Consider the following 23,467-nt stretch of genomic DNA (forward strand, 5'->3'; position numbering starts at 1 on the left):
GCGCCGGCCGGGACCGGCCGAAGAGCCGCATGCCCGGTCCGGCTGGCCGCAAGGGCGCGCGGCCCGGCCGCGCGGCCGGTCGGCCGCCGCCCCTTGATACCTATAAGAACAATTCGGCAATCCGCTCGGGCATGCTCGTCGCCCTGGCGCTCGTGCTCGTTCCGGTCCTCGTGCTCGTTCCGGTCCTCGCGATCGGCTGGGGCCACGACGGCGCCGGGATTCTTTCGGCAACCGCCGGGCGGCCGCCCGGCCGCCCTTGAAGTAGTAGAGAAAATTTGCATTCGATCATGGTTCGGAGTGCCTGACCCTGGATGTTGTCTCACTTCGTGAGTGTGTTGAAGATCGAGAACAAGGCGTTTCGGTCGGCGGGTTGATCGAGTTGGGAGAGGTGCAGCGTGTAGACGTTGCGGAAGCGTTCGAGGTCGAAGTCTTGAGGGTCAACGGGCTTGCGCTCAATGGTGACGAGGTTGAAGTCCTCGAGTTCCTTCATGCCGGCGGCGCGAGTGTCCTGGCTGAGGGCGAAGCTGTCTTTGAAGTACTTCGGGCTCATCCAGACCGGGGGCGGTTCGGGCGCTCGGGTGAGGGCGTACCGCTCGAGCAGGATGAGGAACATGCTCAGGCCGGCTCCGCTGAGGAGCTGGATGTAGCCGTTGGTCCACAGGGTGGCGGGAATTTGGGCGTAGTAGTGCTTGGCGGCTTCTGTGGTGTTGCTCAGGGCCTTGGCGGCGGCGCCAGGGGCGACCCAGGGGGTTCCGTCGGCGGTCTCGTTCAAGACGGTGACGGCGTTGGCGTGGCCGGGGTTGGATTTGATCTTGATGAAGTTGTTCTTCACCAGCCACTGCTGGGCTTCGGTGATGCGCCGGGCGCCGGCGGTCTCAGGCTGTTCGAGGTCGAGTAGGCGGGCCCAGAGTTGGGCGGGACGAGCCAGGGTGACACCGCGGTCGTCGGTCTGCATCCACAGGTAGGTGAGCAGGAGCTTGAGCCGGACCTTGCCTCCGCGGCCGCCGCGGATCATTCGGGCTAGTGGGGGAGGAGGGCCAGCCGGGTCGTTTCGTGCGATGAAGCCGAGGCGAATCTGAGCGCGCTTACGGGCCCGGCGGGCAGCTCTGGCCGCGGTTTCCAGGGACTCCGGCGAGGCGGTGTCCGGGCGGTCGTCGGCGGGGGTGGGGGAATCCTGCGTCGCTTGCACCGGGGGCATCTCCGTGTCTACGAGTATCCTCCTAGTAAGGAGAAGTAATACTAGGTATCTTACTCACGGGTCCAAGCGTAGGGGTTAACCGGGGCTCGAGGGTGGGACTCGCCTCCGCCACAAGCCGGTCTTGCACGGTACAAGCGTAGGTCTGTGTCCGCTTAATGTCCTGTCAGTGTGGTGTCACCGCCGCCCCGCTCCCTGCTATGGTAAAGACAGCTTCAAGACCTTGCGCGTTAACTCTCTCGGGTTGTGCCCCCGGGGGACGGCCAGCGTGAGGTTGTGGGGTCAGGGCTCTTCTGGCCCGGTGTGGGTGCCGCGTTGTGAGGTCGTCCTCAGGAGAAGAGGCTTCAGCCGACGGGGTACAGGGGCCTTTCTCCTGCTGGTTTGTCCGCCGGCACGGGTCCCCTCCAGAAGAGCCTGATGAAGGCCGTCATCAACTCGATGACGGCCTTCATGCTGCTCGGCGTAAGCACTCCTGCCCGCTGTGGTTTACGAAGTAAAGGCGTCCGGCCCACTCCCTGCCGTGACCCCGGCCGTCCTCCCCTTCAGAGCTACGCGGGCAGCGCGATACCCGGCGGGGGGCTCGGTAGGGGTTCGCTGAGGCAGCGGGACGATACCGCGTTCGGTGATCGAGGGAGGCGCCGACGACGCGCTGAGCGGCCCTATGCGGCCCCGAGAGTCTTCGCCGGGCGTCTTGGGGCTCGGCGAGGGGAGATCGCCTATCTCCGGGCCGTCTGAGGCAGACTGGCGTATCTCAGTGATCTGTCGGCCGATCTCCCCGCACGCCCCACAAGGATGACCGGACGGCAGCATGTGCTCCTCGCAGTCCGGGCGTGGGCAGTCATAGCCGCGCTTGATGACGGTCAGCGCGACCGCGACCGGGCGGCGTACCTGGTGTCCACGCCAATGCGACAGGCGGCGCCGGATCCGGGCGGCGAGCTCCGCCGGTGCCCGGTACTCCAGTTCGCGTTCCACAGCGCGCACCACCCGGTCACGGTCGGCTTCGCTCATTGCACCCAGCAGCTCGGTTGGAAGGCTGGCCACCACGCCGACCGCCGCCAGCACCATCGACGCCAACCGCTCTCGTTCAGCATCGGTGCGCCCCTCGCCGTCGTTGACGGCCGTGTGCTCTTGGCCCTCCTCGTCGACGGCAGTGCCCTCCGGCCTCGAGGGCAGTTCCCCGCCCGGGTCTCTCGACCTCTCGGCGTCAGCCGCGCCAGCCTCACGCGGTACGTCGGGTACATCGCCTACGGCGAGAGGTGGCTTCGTCTTCTTAGTCTTCTTACTGATCGTCTTCTTAAAGACTCGGGGGTTAACCGAGTCCCGGTTAACCCCCGAGTCGGTGACGACCTGCAGTTTCTCGGTGTTTTCGCAGGTCGTCACCGACTCCGGGAATTCCCGGAGTCGGTGAGTGCGGGACCGCCCGAGCTTGGCTTGGCGCTTGGCCGCACGATCTATCGCGGTTTGGGTGGGTCGGATGAGCTGGGCCTGACGCACACCAGGTTCGAGAACTATTGCGGCCAGGAGGTCGGCGGCCTCCTCGTCGCTGGCCGGCGTGTCGTACACCACGACCTCGGTCGACCACAGGCCGCGAGCGTCCATGACTCTCACCTTGAGGACGTACTGGGCGACCTGGAGCAACCCCATGGCCGCCGCCAGGGCGTCCTCTCCGTAGCCGTAGCGCTTGCCAACGTCGGCGAGCGTCACGTCCCAACCGTCTCGGTGACGTAGCAGCACGGTCAGCAGCCCCAGGGCAGTGAGATCAAGATGGGTGGCGTCGTCGACGGTCTCGTTCGGAACCGCCGCGAACCTAGGCTGACGGCCGCTGCGCTTCCTCATCGGACACCCCCGCTCACCAGGGCATTCGTGGGACGATGTGGCCGGTTGTCGGCATCGTTATGTAGGCTCAACAGAGCAAGTTCTTTCTCTTAGCGGGGCGAAGGACTTCAGAGGCCGGGAGTTGGCGCTCCCGGCTTCTTGCTTTCTACTGACATGCAGCCTTGCAGGTCAGGTCGCGTCACGCGGCCATTGCGCGGAGCGCGCCCGGCGCAACGGCGACACCATCTCAGCGCGGTCACCTGGGATCACGCAGATCGTGACCTCGATCGGCATCTCCGTCCGCGCGGACGTACCGACACGGGCTATCTCGAAGATGGGCATTGCGGTCGGCATCTCCAAATGGCGCGCCTCCTCAGGCAGAGGCATCCGCACACGGGTGTACTCAATCCAGGAAATAGGTCCATGGCCTGCATCTTCGAGGCGATCGAGGTAGCCGCCCGGGCCCGTATCACGTTCTCCGACCTGTGGAGCGTCCGTCACACCTCGTGGGTGAATCCAGGTGTCCACGAGCTGAAACGGCGGCTCTCCGGTGGGGGAAGTCACTCGCCGCCGACGGAGGACGGGGGTACCAGGCCCCAGCCCAAGTAGCTCGGCCGCGCGTTCGGTGATGGGCAGAACCTCGCGTCGTGGTCTGCCGTGAACTTGCCACGGCTCATCCGGTGCTGCTGCGGCGGGCATTACGTAGCCCCTGGCTGGATCTCGGACGACGACTGCACCGCGCTGGACTCGGCGCCGCGATCCGCGCTCTCGCACGATGATCCCGCGGCGCTTGACCACGGAGATCAACCCCTCAGCCTCCAGTTCCGCGAGAGCGTCGCCGATGACTCCGCGCCCCACCTCGTATTCAGCAGTCAAGCCGGTGTAGCCGGGGAGTGTTGTGCCCGGCACCCACTCCCCGGCATTGATGCGCCGTCGCAGGTCTTCGGCAATCTCTCGGTACTTCGCGCTCACGATCAACACCGTACAGTACCGGGACTGTTGACGAAATGAGGGGGAGGGCTCAGTATGAGTCCCGGTACACATAACGAATGAGTACCGGGATTGAAAGCACAAAACGGCCTCCGGTGATGGCACACCGGAGGCCGCGGTTCGGACCATCCACCTGCAAGGGAGCTGGCCCATGTCCATCATCCCGCTGTCGTTGCATCGGCAGCCCCATCCCCCGCTCCGCGTGGCTTCCCTGGCCTACGCGCTGACCCGCATGGAGCCCGAGCTGCGGGAGCTGATCCTGCCGGGCGAGTCGTGGGACGAGATGCTCGCCCGCCGTGAGGCGGCCGCGGACATCCTGGACGATCTGCTGGCTGAGGCCGGCGAGGAGTTCGCTGAGGCAGTGAGCGCCTGATGACCGCCACACCTATCGGTGCCCCTGAGCCGGACGACGTCGCCCGGGGCCTGGCCGAGATCGAGCGTTACGTGGCCGGCCACCGGCCGCCGGCGTCTGCCCCGGCCGTCATCGAGGACGGCGGGCTGCTGGGGGAGACCAAGCGCGTCCGGAAGATGCGCGAGCAGGTCGCCGAGTCCCACCGCATCATCGAGCTGCAGGCCGACGACGCGCCGCTTCTCATCGACACCGACAAGGTGCGCAAGCGGCGGGCCCGGGTCATCGAGGCCGCCCGGCTGCACGAGTTGACGCAGGACCCGGCGGCACTGGCCTACCGGGACGCGCGGGTGCGCCGGGTCACCACGGTGATGACGATGACCGCCGCGTGCATCGCCTTGGCCGTCAGCTCCATCGGTGTACAGCACTCGGTCGCCGAGGGCCTGGCCCTGGGCGAGGGTTCGCCGACCTGGTGGGCGGCGTTCGGGGTGGAGCCCGCGCTGTCGCTGCCGCTGCTGGCGACGGTCGGTGTCCAGGCATACAGCGCGATGCGCGGCCGGGTGGTCGACCGCAAGAGCCCGGCCGGCAAGCGACTGTTTTGGACCGAGACCCTGCTGCTGGGGCTGACGCTGGTGCTCAACTGCTGGCCGGCCTTCGCCGGACTGGTCACGCTCGACGTGCTGCCGCTGATCGTGCACAGCCTCGGTCCGGTCGCCGCGGTGGTGGCGGTGTGGACGCTGCCGACGCTGTGGTCGGTGCTGGCGGTGCTCCCCTCCGGTGCCCCTACTGGCCCTACGTACAGGGCAAACGCCGCCCTGCTGGCCCGCGTCCGCGCGCTCATCGACGCCGGAGAACTACCGCAGAGCCCGAGCGCCACCCGGATTCAGCGGACGCTGCGGTGCGGGATGGACGACGCCCGCGCCATCCGTGACGAGCTGGCGGGTGGCGCGTGATGGCCCGCGCGAAGAAGACCGCCCCGCCGTCGACCCCGGCCCCGGTGCGGCATCGCCCGCGGATCGAGCGGGGCGTTGACGCGGTCGGCAAGACCTACCGGCTGACCTGCCCGTGCGGGACCCGCGGGGACGAGCACGCCGCGCGTCACCTGGCCGAGTGGGACCTGAACAAGCACGTCGCGGGCCTGCCGAAGGTCCCGGCCGCCCAGCAGTGCCGCGACCCCAAGCGGCACGACCGGCGGGCGTGGGAGCCGTGCGGGCTGTGCGAGCACCAGATGCCCCTGTTCGAGGTGGCCGAGGTGGGCGCATGAGCAGCAAGCCCGGCACCACCCGCACCCGTGTCAGATCGGCCGGCGGCGAGAAGACGGTCGGCCGGCTGGTCTTGGCCGTGCTCGCGTCCTGGGGCGTGTACGTCGCGCTCGATCGGTTCACCGTCGCCCCCGATGCCTTCGCCTACTGGGTGTCCGGGGCCGCCGCTGCTCTGGCTCTCACCGTCCGCACCGGAAGGCGCTGACCATGACCGACGAACCGAAGGTGGTCTACGTGATCACGGACCTGGACCCCAAGCCCGCGACCAAGCGCAGCGGCTGGGAGGCGTTCCGCGAAGCCCTGCGGCCGACGCTGCTGATCAGCACCATCGCCGTCCCGGTCCTGATGGTGATGTGCATCCCGGTCGGGCTGGTGCTCGGCTGGAGCCCGTTCGTGCTGTTCTGCGCCCTGATCGTCGGCTGGCCCGTCCTGGTCAACCTGGTCGATCTCATGGGCGCCCGCCTCGGCTGGCCGCCCCTGCACTGGGTCGCCTCCCAGATCCTCGCCCGACGTACCTCCGTCGCCTCCAAGGAGACCACCAATGGCTGAGAACAAGAGCACCCGCATTCCCGAGCTTCAGTCGATCGAGCTGACCTCCACGACGGCGCTCAAGAGGTACACCGAGGAGGCCCGGCGCCTGTCGCGCGACTTCGGGACCGAGCTGGAGATGGCGGCCCTGGAGATCGAGGCCATCCTGGCCGCGACCGGCCAGGGCAACATCGCGCTCATGGGGATGGACGTGAAGTGGCGAGCCCGCCGCATCGCCCAGCGTGCCCACCGTGCCGCGGACCTCCAGCGCGGGGTGTCGGTGGAGATGGTCCGGCTCTGGCACGACTTCCAGATCCAGTTCGCGCCGCTGCTGCAGAACCACAAGGACCCCAAGAAGACGTTCGACTTCGACAACTGACCAGCCACGGGGCCCCACCTCGCACGAGCCGAACGGAGAACGAAGATGGGAAGCAAGACCGCGACCAAGGCGGAAATGGCCGCCGCGCGTGAGGGTGGCGTGGTCACGTACAAGGGCAACGGCATCCTCAGCGCGATGATCGCGAAGGGCGTGGCGGCGGCGGCCCCGCACACCGTGCCCTGGGCCCTCGGCGCGGGCCTGACCATCCCCGCCTACGCCCTGCACGAGCTGTGGGGCGGAAGCCCGTGGGCGGCGGCCGGCCTCACCGTCTCCGGTGGCGTGGTGACCGCCGCAACCTGGCTGGTGTCCCGGTGGCGTCACGTCCTGGGGCGTGCCCAGTCCACGGGCACCGCCGCAGCGGCCTCGGGCTACCTGCTCGCCGCGACCATCACCGGCCCGATGACCCGGCCGACGATCGACCTGTGGATCTGGGCGGGCGGCACGCTCTGCGCGCTGTGGAACGTGCGGAACATCATCCGCCCGAAGATCGACCCCGACGGCACGATGTACGCCGTCAACGGCGGCGCGGGTGCCCTGTTCAAGCGGCTGTTCACCGACGGCCAGGAGCGCGTCGAGGTCGAGGCTGTCAGGAACGTCAAGGTCGGCCCGACCGCGATTCAGGGCACGGTGCAGCTCGCCGGCGGCGACACCGCCGAGGACCTGCAGAAGGCGCTGCCCGGGATCGAGGCGGAACACGGCCTGCCGATGGGGAGCCTCACCGCGACGCCGAACCGGCACAACGCCGGCCAGCCGACGGTCACGCTGACCAACCCTCTGGTCCTGGAGAACCCGATCGCCTGGCCCGGCCCGTCCGCGATCGGCGGGAGCGTCGCGCGGCCGTTCCGCGTCGCGCTGTTCCAGGACGGCACGCCGTTCTTCCTGGAGCTGATCGGTTCGCACCTGCAGATCATGGGCATGACCGGCGCGGCCAAGACCACGGCGGGCGCCTGGGGCCTGTGGGGGGAGTTCGTCACCCGCGAGGACGGCGCGCTGATCGTGGTGGACATCACCAAGGGAGAGCAGACGGTCGGCCCGGCCCGCCCGGCGCTGCACGGCGCGGTCACCAAGAAGGACACCGCCCGCCGCCTCTTCAAGGAGTGGCTGCCGGCCTGGGCCGAGGAGCGCCTGGCCGACTTCGGCAAGGACGGCCTGATCGCCTGGCAGGAGGGCTGCGGGTACTCCTACCTGCTCGTTCACCTGGAGGAGGCCGCCGATGTGTTCGAGCACATCGACATGGCGGAGTTCGTCAACCTGGCCCGGATGCTGCGCTCGGCCGGCGGAGGGTTCGTGTGGTCGCTCCAGCGGGCCGACTCCACGCAGATGCCGACCATCGTCAAGGGTCAGGGCGGCGGGAAGGTGTGCTTCGGCGTCGAGAGCAGCCATGACGCCGGGTGGGGTCTGACCGACGCACAGGAGAAGGCTGGCGCCCGCCCCGAGCAGTGGCGCGACCGGGAGCCCGCCATGGCCTACGCCGACACCCGCGGCGTCACTCCCGACCGGATCGCGATGCCCCAGCGGTGGTTCGACTGGGGCGGCACCAACGACGAGCGGGTGGCCAACTTCCGGGCGCACTGTGCGGCTTACCCGGCGTCGGCCCGCCCGGTGGACAAGGCCACGGCGAAGCTGGTCGCCAAGCTCGCCACCCCGGCCGCCGCCGACGAGCGCCGCCCCCAGGACGCGACGGAGGACAACGACGTGACGAGCAACTACCTCAAGCCGGACCCCGAGCTGGACGCGCACGACGCGGCCAACCCCGTCAGCCCTGACGCCGAACTGGTCGACGTGCCGGACGTGCCGCTCGGCAAGGGCGAGCGCATGGCGCCGGAGATCGCTCGGGCCGCCTACGACAAGGCGCTCCAGGCGTTCGCCGATGGCCGGCCGTTCGCGCCCCGCGACCTCGGCCACCTGATCAAGGAGGTCGGCCTGGCCCGCGCGACGGTCCAGAAGTACCTCAAGGCCGATGTCCAGTCGGGCGTCCTGGAGTACGACGACAAGGCCGACCAGCCATACCGCCTCCGCGTCCTCGCGGGCGTCTAAGCAAGATCATCCGTGGCCGCGCGCACGCGCCTCCATCGCGGAGCAGCGCGCGTGACAGGGGTCGGGGTGTCACAGCAGGCCGTGACAGACAGGGACTACAGGTCAGACCCCCTGTGACACCCCGTGACACCCCCGCGTGACAGCCCCCGTGACACCCGACAAACCCCCACAAACCACGCGGCGTGACACCACAGCCAAACGGCCGTGACACCCCGTGTGACACCCGGAGCCGACCGGCCCGGGACACCAAAAACCCCGGAACGCTCTCCGACCAAAGATCACGTTCCGGGGCCCCATCACTGGGAGGACCCATCATGGCAACCCGTGCCAGAGGCGGCAAAGGCAACCCCGACGACACCCCCACCGTGCCGCTGAAGAGCTGCCCGCGTCACCCCGGCGTGGTCACCTCCGGCTCCTGCCCCGCCTGCCAGCGGGAGAGCCGGTAACACCACGTCGCCAGCGCATCTCGAAGGCCTCGCCGGATCTCCTCCGGCGGGGCCTTCGCCGTCTTCCGGGAATCGACATTCCTGTACCTAGTTCGGTCGTCGCGCCTTCTCCCGTAATCCCTTGATCCCGTGATTCAGTAAGGGACCATGAAACTGAGCATCGCCCTGGCGAACCTCAAGCCAGGGACAGGCAAGACCACCACGTCCGTACTGCTGGCCTACGCCCTGCATCGGCGCGGCCTTGACGTCGCCCTGGCCGACTGCGACCCGGCCGGCTCCGCGCTCGCCTGGTCTGATGCCGTCGAGGGGTTCCCCTTCGGCGTCTACGGCCTGGCGGTGAAGGACGCCGGCAAGCGGCTCGCCGGGATCGCCGGGCCCGACACCATCGTGGTGGCCGACCTGCCGCAGGCCGAAGACCACGGCGCGATCGTCCGCAGCGTGTTGCGCCGGGTGGACGAGATCACCATCCCCGTCGCCCCGACCACGATCGAGGTCGAACGCACCTCCGGCATGGGCGACATCCTCGACGAGGTCGCCGAAGTCCGCGCCGAAAAGGCCCGGGTCGCCGTGCTTCTCAACCGCGTGGTCGGTGGCGCTCGATCGGGCAGCGACGTCCGTGACGCGTTCACCGAACTGGGCTACGACGTGCTTCAGTCGCAGATCCCGCGCCGCGAGGTCTACGCCCTGGCCTTCGGAGTAGAACCGCAGATCCGGCCCGGCGACCCCTTCGACCTGCTCGCCGAGACCTACCTGACCCGGGCCGGGCTGCTGTGAGCGCCGCCGCGCGCAGTTCCTCCTCCGCCGGCCGCTTCAAGGCCGTGGCCGGCGCCCGTCGCAAGGACGCCGAGACCGGCCAGGCGCCCGAACGCGGAACCTCGGCACGGCGTACCAAGCCCATCCGCATCACGATCGATCTGACGCCGGAGGACTACCAGCGGATGAAGGACGCCGTCTCCGAGCTGGCGCGCCTCACCGACATCCCGACCCTGGCGCACTCGCGGATGTGGCGCGCACTGCTGCATCAGATCCAGGACGACCCCGACCTGCTCGCCGAGGTCGCCGCGCACATCAAGGCCGATCAGGACTGACACCATCCTGAAATGCTGGATTACTGGATTCCGGCCCCGCCCGACCTGCACTCTTGTGCCCATTGGCGCGGGGCCGACGTAGGAGGTCCCGCGGCGCCGATCGGCCCCCGCCCGCTACGCCGAGAACCGAAGTCTGCCGATCGTCCAACGGCCCCTTGTCGGCGTGCATGACCATGCGGTGGCAGGCTGGATGATCGGACATCAGGGAACGAATCGGCACCCGATCGGGCCTCGCAGGTGCCCTGTCCGATGTTTCCGCAGGTCAGAGACGTGCGCTTACCGGTCAGAGTTCGGATTCTGTCCGGTAACCCACAGGTCATGAAGCATCGCGAATTGTGATGAGACGTTAGCTCCAGTCGTCCCTAGGCTGCCCCGCGCCATGAGATCAACCCGGTGGAAAGGGGCGCGAAGTGGTTGACATCCAGGAGCGAGACGAGGCGGATAAGCCGCAGCCGCGGCAGACAGTGAGCCTTGCCGCGGTCGTGGGCTTAGTGACCGCGCTGGCGGGATTGGGGAGCGCGATCCTTCATCTCTTCGGCGGCTGAGACAGGACGCGGGCGCGCGCCTGGCGCTTCTAGGTCTAGAGGCTGGCCCCTCTAGACCTAGAGGCCGCCCTAGAGGGCGCGGAACGGCTGCGGGCTGGGGCCTAGCGGTCTAGAGGGGCGCGGGCCGCAGAGCCGTCCAGGGGCGTTTGCGGGGTCTGGTGAGATCGGGTGCTAGCCGCTAGATGCCTGGCCGTGGCCATGATCGGGTGCTAGCGGGGGTGCTAGGTCTAGCAGGGCCGGCCGCTAGAGATCGGCCGGGCGCTAGAGAGGTCTGAGTCTTTCGGCAATGTGCTCCAGGCGCTCGGGCGGCGGCCCTGTCCCGGTCGGCGGGAGCGCGCCCGGCGGCGCCGGCCGGGACCGGCCGAAGAGCCGCATGCCCGGCCGGCTGGCCGCAAGGGCGCGCGGCCCGGCCGCGCGGCCGCCGGCCGCCGCCCCTTGATACCTATAAGCACAATTCGGCAATCCGCTCAGTCGTCTTCGTCGCCCTGGCGCTCGTGCTCGCGCTGATCGGCGATCGACTGGGCCCGGCGATCCCATCCGTCCTGAGCGCTCGGGCTGTCGGGGTCCGTGGCCGCTGCGGACTGGATGCGGGCGGCGGCGTCCTTGTCCATCGGTGTCTTGCTCATGTCCCGGGACCTACCCCCGGCCCGAAGTCTTTCGGCAACGCCTTCGTCAATGTTCGCGAGGCCGGCGAAGACGTCGCGCGCGTCTTTCGGCAACCGCCGGGCGGCCGTACGGCCGCCCTTGAAGACGTAAAGATAATTCTCATTGGATCTTGGTCGGGGGTCGTGGACGTGGGCCCGTGGATTGAGATGCATAGGTACATCGCGCACTCGTCGGCGTCGCCCTGGCGCTCGCGCCGGGCCGGGGTCGGCTACCACACCCGAGTGCCGAGCAGGCCGTAAGTCGGACTTAGCCACTAACTTGCTCCGCGGAACGGGCCACGTTGAGCGACGAAAACCCCGCCTCGGCCGGGAGCCGAAGCGGGGCAGCGTGCGGGGTCTGGCCGGTTATCCGCCCGGCTGCTGGTTGGCGGCCATCCACGCGGCCCACTCCTGGCTGTGGGTCATCCGGATGTAGTCCTCGAGTTCGGCCGGCGGCAACGACTCGTCGTAGAGCGCGGCGCGCATCTCCTCATCGTCGCCGCAGCACTCGGCGCACCCCTCGATGTGCGTCACCATGTCGCGGATCTGGGCGGCGGTGTAGCTCACGGCGTGCGTCCTTTGGCTTCGGCGTCGATTGGTCCGTTGAGGGCGGTCCGCCGGGTGGCGTGATTTACGAAGTAAAGGCAGGTGGGTCGTGGTCATTCGATGGCGATGCGGTCGGCCCAGCATCCGGCGCACTCCCCATCGGGCCGGTGCCTGGCGTTGAGATGCCGGCCGCTCGGGCAGGGCACGACCGGCGGGGGCGGTGGAGCGCTGAGCGGCCCTGTGGGGGCGTGAGAGCCGCTGGCGGGTGACTTCGGGCCTGCCGGAGGCTGATCGTGGATCACAGGGGGCTCTGAAGCCGCTAGGCGCCGCTCGGTGATCTGCCGGGCGGTCTCGGCGCACGCCCCGCACGGCTGACCGGTGTCCAGGCGCACGTGGTCCTCGCACCGCACATCCACGCAGTCATAGCCGCGGCGGGCGATGGTGATGGCCACGGCTACCGGCTCGGTCACCTCGGCGAGCCGGTAGCGCCAATGCTCGGCGCGGGCGGCGATGCGCTCGGCAAGCTCGGCGGGCGAGCGCTCGGCAAGCTCGCCGGCCAAGACCTCGACTACCCGGCGGCGGCCGTGCTCGGGGATGCGAGCGGTCAGCTCGGGGGGGAGCGCTCGGTACAACTCGGCGGCTCGCCGATCCACCGCTCGCGGCCGCGGCCGCCGCGGCGTGGCCCTCCCCTTTGCTGCCGACTTTTTGCGCCTCCCGGCGTCAGCCGGCCACGCGTCGGTGCCACCCACCTGTAGGGCGCCTACGGCGGGAGGTGCATCTGTTGACTCCTGAGACACAGACTCAAAAGGTGCTGACTCCAATGGAGTGCGTCTGGTTGCGAGGGGTGAGTGCGTCTGGTTGCGAGGGGTGAGTGCGTCTGGTTGCGAGGGGTCGGCGGTGCTGGCGCGGCCGTACTCGGCGTAGGCCGATGCCGTCGCCTCGGCCTGCTGCGGGGTCAGCGTGGGGCGAATGAGCAGCGCGGCGCCGGGCCGTTCGGCAACCCGCCACAGCCCGGCGGCCTCCAGCTCCATCACTCGCCGACGCGCGGTATCGGCAGACACGTCCAGCAGTCCGGCGAGGAATCGCACCGACGCCTCAAAGGCGTCACGCTGACGGCGCGTCAGCTCCCCCAGCGCGTACAGCCGCCAGGCGTCCGGGCTGATGGTGCCCTCGGGCCGGTGGCGGCCGCCGCGCACCAGCGCCAGGGTCCAGGCCGGCACCGCGGCATAGGTGCCCCCGGTCTGTGAGGGCACCTGCAACGCCAGATGCAGCACCGAGCGTTTGGCGCCCCGGGGCGCCGACCGCGACAGCCACGGCCCGTGCTCGCCTGCGGCCAGCAGCTCCCGGCGCGCCGCATCCAGGCCTCTCTCAGTGACCCCCAGCGCGTCGGCCACCCACACCCGCCGGGCCCGGCTGGGCGCACGGCCCCCACCCAGAGCGCGCGGCATCAGCGTCTCGTACATCGCCCACACAGCGACTGCAAGACCGCCATGTACGGGCGATCGCAACAGTTCAGAGGGCATCCGGATATGCCCCGACGGGTAGACCGCCACCGACGCGGACCGCTTCGAGAGCCGGTCGCTATCTGTCCTGTCGGCAGTCTGGGTTACCGTTGATGCAACGGGCAGAGCCACGTTGTTGGCCTCCGTGGAAGGAAGCTCAACCCGGACGAGTTTGGCGACCTGGGCGGGTTGAGCGGCTGACCGGCGGTCCTGGTGCCTTGCTGTGGAGGTTCCAGGGCCGCCGGTTTCTGTTTGTCTGTACTTCCGGTTCTTTGCTGTCAGATCCTTGGACCGCCGGTTTCTATCACGGACCAGGCTCAACGTCGCGGAGCGCCGCCGTAGGCGTGGTGCCCAACCTCGCCGATCTGGGAAGGCTCACGCCAGCCTCAACCACGACCGCTGAGAAGTATCGAGACTTGGCGAGTCGGAGCGTGGCCGGCCTTTGGAAGAGCGCGCCGGAGTCTCGTCCCTCGACGACCATCGTCCGGACATGGGCGAATCCGCGGTCTAGGTAGTACTGCTGAAGATCGAGGTTGTCGCGCCAGCAGTCGAGACGCACCCAGCGCTTCCCCTGGCTCTGAGCCTGTGCGCAAGCCCAATCAAGTAACTCGTCGCCGAGTCCGGTTCCCCGATACCGGCCTGTGATCATGAATTTGTACAGGTAGAGGGCGGCGTCTGGCTCGTCATCCTTGGTCCAGAAATCAAGGTCCGGGTGGTCAAGGGTCAGTGATGCCACGACGGCGCGGTCATCGTCCACCACCAAATAGGTGCCACCAGCGGCGATGCGGTCGCGGATGATCCGTATGCCGCGCTCTCGGTCGGTCCACTGTCTGACCCCCGCCGCATGCAGCCAACGCTCCGACTCGATGCGCAGTGCCACCACGTCGTCAACATCGGCGCCCGTGGCTTCGCGGACCAGCATCTAGATCTCCAGTTCGTAGACAAGAAAGTGCTTGTCACCAGCGAAGACGGTGACCATGTAGCGCACAGGCTGACCGTCTTCGCCGTATCCCGTGCGCTGGTGCTCGCCGACCGGAGTGCCATTGGGGATGTCGAGTTGATCGGCCTCGGCCGGGGACGGCATACGGATGATGATCCGGTCTCTGATTGCTACCTGCGGAGAGCCGATGTGCCGCAGGATGCCGCCGGGTACAGCCACATCAGCCTGCTGCATAAGGACGGTGTCGCGCGCGAGGTTCTCCGGGAACCAACTCGTGGAGAGCTGGTAAGGCACGTTGTCGACATACCGGATCCGCGCTCTCCTGACCGCCATCTCGCCATCGGCAAGCTCTAAGGCCATACACACGTCCGCCGGCGGTGCCTCGATCGTCACCCGTACTTCTTGCCGAGGAGTACGCCCCTGTTCCGCGACGGCCGCAGCCCAGTCATCCATGCCGGTAGCCGCATCATCGCGTCGCTCCCCCCGCTCGAACCGGACCAGGTTCCACTCAAGTGGTCGCTGCTCCCTGACCGTTCGTCCTAGTCGTCCCTGGCCCCGCGTAATCAGGCCGTCCGCTTGAAGCTTCGCCAGAGCCTGACGCACTGTCGTACGGCTGAGCGAGTGTTGGTCGGCGAGTTGGAGTTCCCGAGGGACTGGGGCGCCCGGCGCAAGATCCCCGCTCTCGATCTGACGTCGGAGCTCAAGGTAGAGCCCCTCCCAAAGCGGCGTATCTGCCATGGGTCCCTCTCTCGCGCGACTTCTGTAGGGACAGTTCCAACAAAGCGTTGACCGTCCAACATTCTGTACCTACAGTAGTGACAGAAGGGAGAACGATCAACCTCCCCGCAACACAAAAGTGGCCTTCGGTGCGTCACCACCGAAGGCCACAGCGGACAACCAGATAGGAGCTGGTGCCCGATGTCTTCCATCATCCCGCTGTCGTTGCCTCGGCAGCCTCATCCCCCGATCCGTGTGGCGCCCCTGGCCTACGCCCTGTCCCACATGGAGCCCGAGCTGCGGGCCCTGATCCTGCCGGGCGAGAACTGGGACGAGATGCTCGCCCGCCGTGAAGCGGCCGCGGACATCCTGGACGATCTGCTGGCTGAGGCCGGCGAGGAGTTCGCCGGGGCGGTGAGCGTCTGATGACGCAGCTCTTCGTCCTGCTGACAATGTCCGCCCCCGCTCCCGGCGGCGCTCGCCAGGTCACGATCGCGCGGACCTTCGTGGTCGCCGCTGGCGCCACTCGCACCGAGGTCTACATGTGGGCCCGGAGCCAGTGCCCGCCGGAGTTCGCGAACGGCAACGTTCTGTTCTTCTCCGTCGAGCCCAACGTCCTGCCCGTCATCGAGGCGGTGGCCGGCCAATGAGCAACACCACTCCCGTCCCTGCCCCTGAGCCGGACGACGTCGCGCGGGGCCTGGCCGAGCTAGAGCTGTTCGTGGCCGGCCACGCCCCAGCGTCGAACGTCGCCGGCGTCGACCAGGAGGAGGGCGAAACCAAGCGAGTGCGCGCTTTGCGCGTGCGGGTGGCTGAGGCTCACCGGCTGCTGGCGCTTCAGGAGGATGAGGCGCCGCTGCTGCTGGACACCGACAAGGTGCGCAAGCGGCGGGCCCGGGTCATCGAGGCCGCCCGGCTGCACGAGTTGACGCAGGACCCGGCGGCGCTGGCCTACCGGGACGCGCGGGTGCGCCGGGTCACCACGGTGATGACGATGACCGCCGCGTGCATCGCCTTGGCCGTCAGCTCGATCGGCGTACAGCACTCGGTCGCCGAGGGCCTAGCCCTGGGCGAGGGTTCGCCGACCTGGTGGGCGGCGTTCGGGGTGGAGCCCGCGCTGTCGCTGCCGCTGCTGGCGACGGTCGGCGTCCAGGCGTACTCGGCGATGCGCGGCCGGGTGGTCGACCGCAAGAGCCCGGCCGGCAAGCGGCTGTTCTGGACAGAGACCCTGCTGCTGGGGCTGACGCTGGTGCTCAACTGCTGGCCGGCCTTCGCGGGACTGGTCGCGCTCGATGTGCTGCCGCTGATCGTGCACAGCCTGGGTCCGGTCGCCGCCGTGGTGGCGGTGTGGACGCTGCCGACGCTGTGGTCGGTGCTGGCGGTGCTGCCGTCCGGTGCCCCTACTGGCCCTACGTACAGGGCAAACGCCGCTCTGGTGGCTCGGGTCCGTGAGCTGATCGACGCCGGGGAGCTGCCGCAGAGCCCGAGCGCCACCCGGATCCAGCGGGCGCTGCGGTGCGGGATGGACGACGCCCGCGCCGTCCGCGACGAGCTGGCGGGTGCGTGATGGCCCGCGCCAAGAAGACCGCCCCGCCGTCGACCCCGGCGCCGGTGCGGCACCGCCCGAAGATCGAGCGCGGCGCCGACGCGGTCGGCAAGACCTACCGGCTGACCTGCCCGTGCGGGACCCGTGGGGACGAGCACGCCGCGCGGCACCTGGCCGAGTGGGACCTGAACGAACACGTCGCGGGCCTGCCGAAGGTCCCGGCCGGCCAGCAGTGCCGCGACTCCAAGCGGCATGACCGGCGGGCGTGGGAGTCGTGCAGGTTGTGCGAGCACCAGGTGGCGCTGTTCGAGGTGGCGCGGTGAGCCGCCGTCCGGTCCGTCCGGCCCGGGTGCGCGACGCCGCGGTTGGTGGCGTGGTGCTGTCAGCGCTGGCCTGGTGGCTGCTGAGCCTGACCGCGCTGCCCGCTTCGGTGGCGGCGTGGCTGGCCGGGGTGGTGGCCGGCCTGTCGATGGTGCCGGTCGTCTCCGCTGCCCGCCGCGCTGTGGTCATCGCCCTGTCTGAGTCCGTTGCCGAGTCCCGGCCCCGCCGGGCGTCGCGAGGTGCCTGATGAGCGAGAACACGACCGAGGTCTTCGAGACCGCCGCGGAGGCCGAGCCGATCGAGGGCAGGATCATCCCCGCAGCCGCGGTGGACACCGACGAGGACGCCGAGCACGACCAGGAGGACCACGACGAGCCGCGGGGCGGTATCCCGGTGGCGCATCTGGCCGCCGGGGGCGTGTCAGCGTCGTCGGTGCTCCTGGGCACCCTGTACCAGCTCGTCGGCCTGCCGGGCCTGATCGGGGGCGGAGTGCTGGCCGGGGCGGGCGCCGTGGCCGTCGTGCGCCGCCGGGTGCGGCAGCGTCAGGGCCGCACGTGGGGCACCAGCTGGGAAGACGGCCGCCCCGGTCGTGCCGCCGGCCGCCGCTCGGGCCGCTCGGGTGACGGGCTGCTTGGCGCGCTGCGCAGCGAGGGACGCTCGGGCCGCGCGTCGCGGTCCGGCGGGTTCGGGTTCGGTGGATCGGCCGGCGGCCGCTCCTCGCGCCCGGGTGGCCGGGCCGCCGCCGCGCCGGGCGGGACCGGCCGGGCCGCCAAGAGCACCGCGGCCGCGGGGTCGACGAGCCGCCGGGGGCGGACCACGACGGACCGGGCAGGGGCGAGCGCTCGCAACTTCGGCCGCGCCGCCGCGCGTGCCGCTGGGGTGGCCCGTGCTGGTGCGGCGGGTGCCCGGCGGGCGGCGGCCTGGGCCGATGGCAAGACCGGCGGCCGGGCCGGGCGGGCTGCGCACGCCGCGGGGCGCGCGGCTGCGGGCGCGGTGCGCAAGGCGGGGGCGTGGGCAGACCGCGCGACCGGCCGCCGCGTGAGTGCCGCCTACCGGGCCGCCACGACCGGCAAGGACCAGTCTTTCCGGGGCCGTCGTCGTCGCGCTGCGGCGGTGCTGGGCTGGCACGGAGTGGTGACCGGCCCGCTGCTGGCCCTGGTGGCGGTGCTGGCCAAAGCGTGGCGGCGCCGCAAGACCCGCAAAGCCGCGCCCAAGACCGAGACCGAGACGGGGCAGGCCGCCGAGAGTGCCGGCGCGGCGCCGGGCGACAGCACCGACAGCAGCACCGGCAAGACCGGTCAGCCGGCCATCACCGCCACCGCTCAGTGCCCGCGATGCGGCGCCACCCACACCGCGACGCTGGCGGCCGACGCCGACGAGGTCACGGTCACCTGCGACTGCGGGTTCCGCATCCGGTTCTTCCGCCAGTACCCCGAGCCGCCCAAGCAGGCCACGAACACCACAGCGTCGACCGGCTCTGACCAGCGCCGTTCGCGCGACACCGATCCATCCGCTGACACCAGGAGGTCCCGTCCGATGAGTGCCAACCCGCTTGCCGCCGCTGCGGCAGAGCTGAACGCGGTGGCCGCCGCGCACGCCCCGGCCGACATGTGGCAGGTCGCCCGCGAGCTAGACCAGCTGGTGGAGATCCCCGCCAACGTCGGGATGGCCCTGCGCACCTACACCGTGCGGCTTCAGGGCGAGTACCCGATCGACCCGGCCGTGATCGAGGCGCTGGGGCAGCTGTACGCCGCGCACAGCCAGCTGGTGGCGATGGCCGAGGAGATCGGCCCGCTGTTCCGCACCGTCCACGCCGAAGACCTCAAACGCGAGGAAGCGCCGCGCACCAACGAACAGGCCTGGAACGTCTGACCCGCCCCCGCGCTCGCCTCGGGTGAGGCTGCGTACGGCGCCCCGGCCCCTGGCCGGCCGGGACGCCGGGCGGAACCGACCCGAACCCCCACCTGCATCGACGCGAACCAGGAGATATCGATGGCCACCAGCAAGGCAAAGGCACCCGCCCGCCGGGTGGATTGGTCGCTGACGCCGCGCGGCCCGGTGTCGGGGACCGCTCAGGGCGCGCTCGCCCTGGCCGCCGTCGCGGTCGCCGGCGACGTGGCCACCATCAGCCCGCTGTGGGGCGGGGCGGCCACAGCCGCCGGCGCGGTGGCCACCGTCGTGCGCTCCGCCCACCTGGCCCACCCGCCCGCCGCCCTGCTGTACCGGCTGGGCTGCTGGCTGGGCGCCGGGGGCTGGCTGACCTACACCCTGGCCGCCGGGCTGTGGACACAGACCGCGTGGGTCAGCCTGGGCCTGGGCGCGCTCACCGCCGGCATCATGTCCCCGCTCGGCCGCACCAGCTCGCGCAAGTCCCGCGCCGCGAGCAGCGGCCGGGCCCTGGTGCTCGGCCGGACCGCGAAGATCGGCGAGGACTGGGAGCGGCGCATCCACCGGGTGTGCCGCATCCGGGCGACCGTGACCGGCGTGACGACCTGGCCCACCCGGTGCGGCTATGACGTCCACGTGGAGCTGCCCGGCGCCGGGTCGACCCGCGCGCAGCTGGCGACCGCTGCCGACGCCCTGGCCACCGACGCCCGCCTGCCCACCGGCTGCGGCGTCGAGGTCGGCCCCGGCGCGCACCGCGGCGCGGTCGTGCTGCGCGTGGCCACCGTCAACCGCCTGGCCGAGGACATCGACTACCCGGCCGACTACCGGCCCCGCTCCATCCTGGACCCCGCGGCGCTGGGGGAGTTCCGCAACAGCGACCGCGCCGAGGTGCTGCTACGCGAGCCCTCTGGGCTGGTCATCGGCCAGAAGGGGTCAGGCAAGACCAACATCTTGCACGTCCTGACCGCCGAGATCGGGCTGTGCCGGGACGCACTGGTGTGGCACATCGACCTCAACGGCGGCGGCATGTCCCAGGCCTGGCTACACCCCTGGCTCGAAGGGGACTCCCCCCGCCCGGCGGTCGACTGGGCCGCAGCCACCCCCGCCGAGGCCCTGCTGATCGCACAGACGGCTGTGGCGATCGCCAAAGACCGCAAGCGGTCGACGCGGGCGCTGAAGATCCGCCAGAACGTCTCCCTCATGCCGGTGAGCCCGGACCTGCCCGAGATCGTCATCGTCCTGGACGAGGGCGGGGAGACCATGGCCCCGGCCAACCGTGACCCGGTGCTGCGGCAGCTGCGCGAGGCCCTGGAGGAACTCCAGCGCATCGGCCGCAACGAGGCCTGCAACGTCATCGTCAGCGCGCTCCGCGCGACCGGCGACATGATCGCCCCGAACGTCAAAAAGCAGAGCGGCGTACGGGTCGGCATGTTCGTCCAGGACGAGGAAGAACTGTCGTTCCTGTTCGGCTGGCACCGGGGCATCAGCACCGAGGATCTGCCCGGCCCTGGCTGCGGATTCGTCATGGCCGGCCAAGGGCGGCCCCGCCCGTTCCGCGCCTACTACATGCAGCCCGGCGACGTGGTCGACGCCGCGACGGCCGTCGCCCGCATCCGCCCCGAACTGGACGAGGCCGCCCGCCAAATCGCCGGCGCCGCCTACGCCACCCGGCACGACCGGATGCGCGCCGCGTTCACCGACCTGGACACCCTGGCCGTCGACGTCGACACCGAGCAGCTGCCCGCCACCCGCCCCGCCCCGGCTCCCGCCGCAGGGACCGGGCGGCGCCACCTGTCCGCCGTCCCCTGCGGCACCGACGCCACCACATGGCCCGACCTGCGCACCATGACCACCAAACCCGCCACCCCGCCCGCCGCGACGTCGGCGGCCGACTGGCCCGACCTGCTCCCCCGCCAACGCCTCCACGCCGAACAGATCCGCCCCGTCCCCGTCGAACCCGCCGTCCCGGCCCGGCCGATCCCCGAGCTGCTGCGCCGCGCGCTGGCCGCGTTCGACACCGCACGCACCACCCGCCTGCACAGCGAGGAGCTGGCGGCCGCGCTCGGCATCCTCACCGCAGACCACGACGGCGACCGGCCCGACGTCCTGGCCCTGGCCGCGCTGCTGCGCCCCCTCGGCGTCGCCCCGCTGCCCAACCCGTTCTCCCGAGGCGGTCAGCGCGGCCGCGGCTACGAGCGCGACGACCTCACCGCGGCCGCCGGCCGGATCGCCCGCGGCGAGATCGAGGTCCCGGCCGAAGTCGCCGACTGGCCCGCCGCGTAGCCGTGTGGGGGTGTGTGGGGCACACGTGTACCCCCCACACCCCGCACAACCCGCACGTGCCCCCCACACGCCCATCTGAACAGGCAAAACACCCGGCTGTGCGGGGTGTGTGGGGCACATCCACCCCCCTCCCTCAAGGCCCTGAAGCGCCCACCCCCCTCTCTTCAGACCCTCACAACCCCCACACCTCCGGCACGAAAGGACACCACCAATGCCGTCCACCATCGCCCGCCGTCTGGGACTGACGCCGGCCTTCACCGCCCTGTCCACGCTCTCGCTCGCGCTCCTGGCCCTCGCCGCCGTCTCGGGCATGGCGGTGTTCTACGGCGTCGCCTGCGCTGTCGCCCTGCTCGCCGGCGCGGCCTGGGCACGCCAAGTCCAGTGCGAGACCTGCGGCCTGCCCATGGAAGACGACCCCGCCCCCGCGGCCGCCGACCGGCGCTGAGGTTGCGCATGCCCGCCCGGCCGGCGCCGGGCGGGTGTACGGAGCAGCAGCTCCCCAGGGCCGACCGGCCCCGGAGACGGCAAAGCCCCAGGGTGTCCATCCGACCAAGAACAGCACCCCGGGGCCCCCATCACTGGGAGGTCCATCATGGCAACCTGCGCCAGAGGCGGCAAAGGCAACCCCGACGAAACCGGCAAGCCGCCCGTTCCGCTGAAGAGCTGCCCGCGTCACCCGGGCGTGGTCACCTCCGGCTCCTGCCCCGCCTGCCAGCGGGAGAGCCGGTGACAGAGCCGCTGATCACCCTGACATGCGGGTGCATCTGGACGGGTGACACGCGCATCCTGGCCTGTCCCGCACATCACCGTCACTGACCACATCCCACCTCGAAGGCCCGCCGGCCCCTGCCCCTCCGGCGGGCCTTCGACGTTCCCCGAGGTGTTCCGGGAATCGGCATTCCTGTACCTAGTTCGGTCGTCGCGCCTTCTCCCGTAATCCCTTGATCCCGTGATTCAGTAAGGGACCATGAAACTGAGCATTGCCCTGGCGAACCTCAAGCCGGGGACAGGCAAGACCACCACGTCCGTACTGCTGGCTTACGCCCTGCATCGGCGCGGCCTTGACGTCGCCCTGGCCGACTGTGACCCGGCCGGCTCCGCGCTCGCCTGGTCCGATGCCGTCGAGGGGTTCCCCTTCGGCGTCTACGGCCTGGCGGTGAAGGACGCCGGCAAGCGGCTCGCCGGGATCGCTGGCCCCGACACCATCGTGGTGGCCGACCTGCCACAGGCCGAAGACCACGGCGCGATCGTCCGCAGCGTGTTGCGCCGGGTGGACGAGATCACCATCCCCGTGGCCCCGACCACGATTGAGGTCGAACGCACTTCCGGCATGGGCGACATCCTCGACGAGGTCGCCGAAGTCCGCGCCGAAAAGGCCCGGGTCGCCGTGCTGCTCAACCGCGTGGTCGGTGGCGCCCGATCCGGCAGCGACGTCCGTGACGCGTTCACCGAACTGGGCTACGACGTGCTTCAGCCGCAGATCCCGCGTCGCGAGGTCTACGCCCTGGCCTTCGGAGTGGAACCGCAGATCCGGCCCGGCGACCCCTTCGACCTGCTCGCCGAGACCTACCTGACCCGGGCCGGGGTGCTGTGAGCGCCGCCGCGCGCAGCTCCTCCTCCGCCGGCCGCTTCAAGGCCGTGGCCGGCGCCCGCCTCAAAGACGCCGAGACCGGCCAGACACCCGAACGCGGAACCTCGGCACGGCGTACCAAGCCCATCCGCATCACCATCGACCTGACGCCGGAGGACTACCAGCGGATGAAGGACGCCGTCGCCGAGCTGGCGCGCGTCACCGACATTCCGACCCTGGCGCACTCGCGGATGTGGCGCGCGCTGCTGCATCAGATCCAGGACGACCCCGACCTGCTCGCCGAGGTCGCCGCACAAATCAAGGCAGATCAGGACTGATTGCCTCCTGGAATGCTGGATTACTGGATTCCGGCCCCGCCCGACCTGCACTCTTGTGCCCGTTGGCGCGGGGCCGACGTAGGAGGTCCCGCGGCGCCGATCGGCCCCCGCCCGCTACGTCGAGAACCGAAGTCTGCCGATCGTCCAACGGCCCCTTGTCGAGGTGCATGACCATGCGGTGGCAGGCTGGATGATCGGACATCGGGGAATGAATCGGCACCCGATCGGGCCTCACAGATGTCCCGTCCGATGTTTCCGCAGGTCACAGGCTTGGGCTTACCGGTCAGAGCAGAGGTTCTGTCCGGTAACCCACAGGTCATGAAGCATCGCGAATTGTGATGAGACGTTAGCTCTGGTCGTCCCTAGGCTGCCCCGCGCCATGAGATCAACCCGGTGGAAAGGGGCGCGAAGTGGTTGACATCCAGGAGCGAGACGAGGCGGATAAGCCGCAGCCGCGGCAGACAGTGAGCCTTGCCGCGGTCGTGGGCTTAGTGACCGCGCTGGCGGGATTGGGGAGCGCGATCCTTCATCTCTTCGGC

Annotated in this window: 30 protein-coding genes; 22 read left to right on the forward strand and 8 right to left on the reverse strand. The window is 70.1% G+C overall.

Annotated elements, in window-relative coordinates:
- Positions 1–260, forward strand: a 260-nt coding sequence (locus ABZU32_RS39025; protein ID WP_354931333.1) for a hypothetical protein, incomplete at its 5' end; no start/stop codon positions are given.
- A 59-nt stretch (positions 261–319) separates the two neighbouring features.
- Here the strand turns inward: ABZU32_RS39025 and ABZU32_RS39030 are convergent.
- The 3 genes from ABZU32_RS39030 to ABZU32_RS39040 all read right to left on the reverse strand — a co-directional run bounded on the left by ABZU32_RS39030 (position 320) and on the right by ABZU32_RS39040 (position 3,982).
- Positions 320–1,189, reverse strand: coding sequence for a hypothetical protein (locus tag ABZU32_RS39030; protein ID WP_354931336.1), 870 nt, complete (start codon positions 1,187–1,189; stop codon positions 320–322).
- A 492-nt stretch (positions 1,190–1,681) separates the two neighbouring features.
- Positions 1,682–3,031: a hypothetical protein gene (locus tag ABZU32_RS39035; RefSeq protein ID WP_354931339.1), complete on the reverse strand. Its 1,350-nt coding sequence runs from the start codon at positions 3,029–3,031 to the stop codon at positions 1,682–1,684.
- A gap of 168 nt (positions 3,032–3,199) precedes the next feature.
- Positions 3,200–3,982, reverse strand: a complete 783-nt coding sequence (locus ABZU32_RS39040; RefSeq protein ID WP_354931342.1) for a GntR family transcriptional regulator — start codon at positions 3,980–3,982, stop codon at positions 3,200–3,202.
- A 169-nt stretch (positions 3,983–4,151) separates the two neighbouring features.
- On the opposite strand from ABZU32_RS39040, the gene ABZU32_RS39045 reads away from it, so the two are divergent.
- From ABZU32_RS39045 to ABZU32_RS39095, 11 genes are all read left to right on the forward strand, one after another.
- Entirely contained in the window at positions 4,152–4,373 is a 222-nt protein-coding gene (locus ABZU32_RS39045; protein ID WP_354931345.1) for a hypothetical protein, read from the forward strand.
- On the forward strand, positions 4,373–5,302 hold the full coding sequence (locus ABZU32_RS39050; protein WP_354931348.1) for a hypothetical protein: 930 nt from the start codon (positions 4,373–4,375) through the stop codon (positions 5,300–5,302). Before ABZU32_RS39045 ends, ABZU32_RS39050 begins: the two co-directional genes overlap by 1 nt.
- The gene (locus ABZU32_RS39055; RefSeq protein ID WP_354931351.1) at positions 5,302–5,613 is read left to right on the forward strand and encodes a hypothetical protein; all 312 of its coding nucleotides are present in this window, start codon (positions 5,302–5,304) and stop codon (positions 5,611–5,613) included. Before ABZU32_RS39050 ends, ABZU32_RS39055 begins: the two co-directional genes overlap by 1 nt.
- On the forward strand, positions 5,610–5,816 hold the full coding sequence (locus ABZU32_RS39060; RefSeq protein WP_354931354.1) for a hypothetical protein: 207 nt from the start codon (positions 5,610–5,612) through the stop codon (positions 5,814–5,816). Before ABZU32_RS39055 ends, ABZU32_RS39060 begins: the two co-directional genes overlap by 4 nt.
- A gap of 2 nt (positions 5,817–5,818) precedes the next feature.
- Positions 5,819–6,160 (forward strand): hypothetical protein, encoded by a 342-nt coding sequence (locus ABZU32_RS39065; RefSeq protein WP_354931357.1) that lies wholly within the window; start codon positions 5,819–5,821, stop codon positions 6,158–6,160.
- Positions 6,153–6,518: a hypothetical protein gene (locus tag ABZU32_RS39070; RefSeq protein ID WP_354931360.1), complete on the forward strand. Its 366-nt coding sequence runs from the start codon at positions 6,153–6,155 to the stop codon at positions 6,516–6,518. The genes ABZU32_RS39065 and ABZU32_RS39070 overlap by 8 nt, the downstream gene beginning before the upstream one ends.
- A 45-nt stretch (positions 6,519–6,563) precedes the next feature.
- Positions 6,564–8,555 (forward strand): hypothetical protein, encoded by a 1,992-nt coding sequence (locus ABZU32_RS39075; RefSeq protein WP_354931363.1) that lies wholly within the window; start codon positions 6,564–6,566, stop codon positions 8,553–8,555.
- A gap of 314 nt (positions 8,556–8,869) precedes the next feature.
- Positions 8,870–9,001 (forward strand): hypothetical protein, encoded by a 132-nt coding sequence (locus ABZU32_RS39080; protein ID WP_354931366.1) that lies wholly within the window; start codon positions 8,870–8,872, stop codon positions 8,999–9,001.
- Between the two features lie 147 nt (positions 9,002–9,148).
- Positions 9,149–9,775 (forward strand): AAA family ATPase, encoded by a 627-nt coding sequence (locus ABZU32_RS39085; RefSeq protein WP_354931369.1) that lies wholly within the window; start codon positions 9,149–9,151, stop codon positions 9,773–9,775.
- Positions 9,772–10,089, forward strand: coding sequence for a hypothetical protein (locus ABZU32_RS39090; protein WP_354931372.1), 318 nt, complete (start codon positions 9,772–9,774; stop codon positions 10,087–10,089). Before ABZU32_RS39085 ends, ABZU32_RS39090 begins: the two co-directional genes overlap by 4 nt.
- Before the next feature lie 410 nt (positions 10,090–10,499).
- Positions 10,500–10,634, forward strand: coding sequence for a hypothetical protein (locus ABZU32_RS39095; RefSeq protein ID WP_354931375.1), 135 nt, complete (start codon positions 10,500–10,502; stop codon positions 10,632–10,634).
- 467 nt (positions 10,635–11,101) lie between these two features.
- Here ABZU32_RS39095 and ABZU32_RS39100 read toward each other — a convergent pair whose 3' ends face one another.
- The 5 genes from ABZU32_RS39100 to ABZU32_RS39120 form a co-directional block, all read right to left on the reverse strand.
- Entirely contained in the window at positions 11,102–11,260 is a 159-nt protein-coding gene (locus tag ABZU32_RS39100) for a hypothetical protein (RefSeq protein ID WP_354931378.1), read from the reverse strand.
- Between the two features lie 384 nt (positions 11,261–11,644).
- Entirely contained in the window at positions 11,645–11,845 is a 201-nt protein-coding gene (locus ABZU32_RS39105) for a hypothetical protein (protein WP_354931380.1), read from the reverse strand.
- Positions 11,846–11,937: 92 nt separating this feature from the next.
- The gene (locus ABZU32_RS39110; protein ID WP_354931382.1) at positions 11,938–13,287 is read right to left on the reverse strand and encodes a hypothetical protein; all 1,350 of its coding nucleotides are present in this window, start codon (positions 13,285–13,287) and stop codon (positions 11,938–11,940) included.
- Positions 13,288–13,630: 343 nt separating this feature from the next.
- On the reverse strand, positions 13,631–14,248 hold the full coding sequence (locus ABZU32_RS39115; protein WP_354931384.1) for a GNAT family N-acetyltransferase: 618 nt from the start codon (positions 14,246–14,248) through the stop codon (positions 13,631–13,633).
- A complete protein-coding gene (locus ABZU32_RS39120; RefSeq protein ID WP_354931386.1) occupies positions 14,249–15,004 on the reverse strand; it encodes a GntR family transcriptional regulator in 756 nt (251 codons plus the stop codon).
- A gap of 180 nt (positions 15,005–15,184) precedes the next feature.
- Here ABZU32_RS39120 and ABZU32_RS39125 point away from each other — a divergent pair, with 180 nt between their 5' ends.
- From ABZU32_RS39125 to ABZU32_RS39170, 10 genes are all read left to right on the forward strand, one after another.
- Positions 15,185–15,409, forward strand: coding sequence for a hypothetical protein (locus ABZU32_RS39125; protein ID WP_354931390.1), 225 nt, complete (start codon positions 15,185–15,187; stop codon positions 15,407–15,409).
- Positions 15,409–15,633: a hypothetical protein gene (locus ABZU32_RS39130; RefSeq protein ID WP_354931393.1), complete on the forward strand. Its 225-nt coding sequence runs from the start codon at positions 15,409–15,411 to the stop codon at positions 15,631–15,633. The genes ABZU32_RS39125 and ABZU32_RS39130 overlap by 1 nt, the downstream gene beginning before the upstream one ends.
- Positions 15,630–16,550 carry a hypothetical protein gene (locus tag ABZU32_RS39135; RefSeq protein ID WP_354931396.1) on the forward strand — a complete coding sequence of 307 codons (921 nt, stop codon included), beginning with the start codon at positions 15,630–15,632 and terminating at the stop codon, positions 16,548–16,550. Before ABZU32_RS39130 ends, ABZU32_RS39135 begins: the two co-directional genes overlap by 4 nt.
- A complete protein-coding gene (locus ABZU32_RS39140) occupies positions 16,550–16,852 on the forward strand; it encodes a hypothetical protein (RefSeq protein ID WP_354931399.1) in 303 nt (100 codons plus the stop codon). Before ABZU32_RS39135 ends, ABZU32_RS39140 begins: the two co-directional genes overlap by 1 nt.
- Positions 16,849–17,097, forward strand: coding sequence for a hypothetical protein (locus ABZU32_RS39145; protein ID WP_354931402.1), 249 nt, complete (start codon positions 16,849–16,851; stop codon positions 17,095–17,097). Before ABZU32_RS39140 ends, ABZU32_RS39145 begins: the two co-directional genes overlap by 4 nt.
- The gene (locus ABZU32_RS39150; protein WP_354931405.1) at positions 17,097–18,722 is read left to right on the forward strand and encodes a hypothetical protein; all 1,626 of its coding nucleotides are present in this window, start codon (positions 17,097–17,099) and stop codon (positions 18,720–18,722) included. The genes ABZU32_RS39145 and ABZU32_RS39150 overlap by 1 nt, the downstream gene beginning before the upstream one ends.
- Positions 18,723–18,842: 120 nt before the next feature.
- The gene (locus ABZU32_RS39155; RefSeq protein ID WP_354931408.1) at positions 18,843–21,020 is read left to right on the forward strand and encodes a hypothetical protein; all 2,178 of its coding nucleotides are present in this window, start codon (positions 18,843–18,845) and stop codon (positions 21,018–21,020) included.
- A gap of 211 nt (positions 21,021–21,231) precedes the next feature.
- Positions 21,232–21,465, forward strand: a complete 234-nt coding sequence (locus tag ABZU32_RS39160) for a hypothetical protein (protein WP_354931410.1) — start codon at positions 21,232–21,234, stop codon at positions 21,463–21,465.
- A 522-nt stretch (positions 21,466–21,987) separates the two neighbouring features.
- The gene (locus ABZU32_RS39165) at positions 21,988–22,614 is read left to right on the forward strand and encodes an AAA family ATPase (RefSeq protein ID WP_354931413.1); all 627 of its coding nucleotides are present in this window, start codon (positions 21,988–21,990) and stop codon (positions 22,612–22,614) included.
- Entirely contained in the window at positions 22,611–22,928 is a 318-nt protein-coding gene (locus tag ABZU32_RS39170; protein WP_354931416.1) for a hypothetical protein, read from the forward strand. Before ABZU32_RS39165 ends, ABZU32_RS39170 begins: the two co-directional genes overlap by 4 nt.
- Positions 22,929–23,467 lie beyond the last annotated feature (539 nt).

The sequence above is a fragment of the Sphaerisporangium sp. NPDC005288 genome, from assembly GCF_040607475.1.
Lineage (GTDB): Bacteria > Actinomycetota > Actinomycetes > Streptosporangiales > Streptosporangiaceae > Sphaerisporangium > Sphaerisporangium rhizosphaerae.

Coding starts and splice junctions, on each gene's coding strand:
- ABZU32_RS39070 (WP_354931360.1), top strand. CDS start 6,153: ATGGCTGAGAACAAGAGCACCCGCATTCCCGAGCTTCAGTCGATCGAG.
- ABZU32_RS39100 (WP_354931378.1), bottom strand. CDS start 11,260: ATGAGCAAGACACCGATGGACAAGGACGCCGCCGCCCGCATCCAGTCC.
- ABZU32_RS39165 (WP_354931413.1), top strand. CDS start 21,988: ATGAAACTGAGCATTGCCCTGGCGAACCTCAAGCCGGGGACAGGCAAG.
- ABZU32_RS39045 (WP_354931345.1), top strand. CDS start 4,152: ATGTCCATCATCCCGCTGTCGTTGCATCGGCAGCCCCATCCCCCGCTC.
- ABZU32_RS39060 (WP_354931354.1), top strand. CDS start 5,610: ATGAGCAGCAAGCCCGGCACCACCCGCACCCGTGTCAGATCGGCCGGC.
- ABZU32_RS39125 (WP_354931390.1), top strand. CDS start 15,185: ATGTCTTCCATCATCCCGCTGTCGTTGCCTCGGCAGCCTCATCCCCCG.
- ABZU32_RS39080 (WP_354931366.1), top strand. CDS start 8,870: ATGGCAACCCGTGCCAGAGGCGGCAAAGGCAACCCCGACGACACCCCC.
- ABZU32_RS39085 (WP_354931369.1), top strand. CDS start 9,149: ATGAAACTGAGCATCGCCCTGGCGAACCTCAAGCCAGGGACAGGCAAG.
- ABZU32_RS39140 (WP_354931399.1), top strand. CDS start 16,550: ATGGCCCGCGCCAAGAAGACCGCCCCGCCGTCGACCCCGGCGCCGGTG.
- ABZU32_RS39035 (WP_354931339.1), bottom strand. CDS start 3,031: ATGAGGAAGCGCAGCGGCCGTCAGCCTAGGTTCGCGGCGGTTCCGAAC.
- ABZU32_RS39130 (WP_354931393.1), top strand. CDS start 15,409: ATGACGCAGCTCTTCGTCCTGCTGACAATGTCCGCCCCCGCTCCCGGC.
- ABZU32_RS39155 (WP_354931408.1), top strand. CDS start 18,843: ATGGCCACCAGCAAGGCAAAGGCACCCGCCCGCCGGGTGGATTGGTCG.
- ABZU32_RS39150 (WP_354931405.1), top strand. CDS start 17,097: ATGAGCGAGAACACGACCGAGGTCTTCGAGACCGCCGCGGAGGCCGAG.
- ABZU32_RS39115 (WP_354931384.1), bottom strand. CDS start 14,248: ATGCTGGTCCGCGAAGCCACGGGCGCCGATGTTGACGACGTGGTGGCA.
- ABZU32_RS39050 (WP_354931348.1), top strand. CDS start 4,373: ATGACCGCCACACCTATCGGTGCCCCTGAGCCGGACGACGTCGCCCGG.
- ABZU32_RS39110 (WP_354931382.1), bottom strand. CDS start 13,287: ATGTACGAGACGCTGATGCCGCGCGCTCTGGGTGGGGGCCGTGCGCCC.
- ABZU32_RS39135 (WP_354931396.1), top strand. CDS start 15,630: ATGAGCAACACCACTCCCGTCCCTGCCCCTGAGCCGGACGACGTCGCG.
- ABZU32_RS39075 (WP_354931363.1), top strand. CDS start 6,564: ATGGGAAGCAAGACCGCGACCAAGGCGGAAATGGCCGCCGCGCGTGAG.
- ABZU32_RS39160 (WP_354931410.1), top strand. CDS start 21,232: ATGCCGTCCACCATCGCCCGCCGTCTGGGACTGACGCCGGCCTTCACC.
- ABZU32_RS39055 (WP_354931351.1), top strand. CDS start 5,302: ATGGCCCGCGCGAAGAAGACCGCCCCGCCGTCGACCCCGGCCCCGGTG.
- ABZU32_RS39120 (WP_354931386.1), bottom strand. CDS start 15,004: ATGGCAGATACGCCGCTTTGGGAGGGGCTCTACCTTGAGCTCCGACGT.
- ABZU32_RS39065 (WP_354931357.1), top strand. CDS start 5,819: ATGACCGACGAACCGAAGGTGGTCTACGTGATCACGGACCTGGACCCC.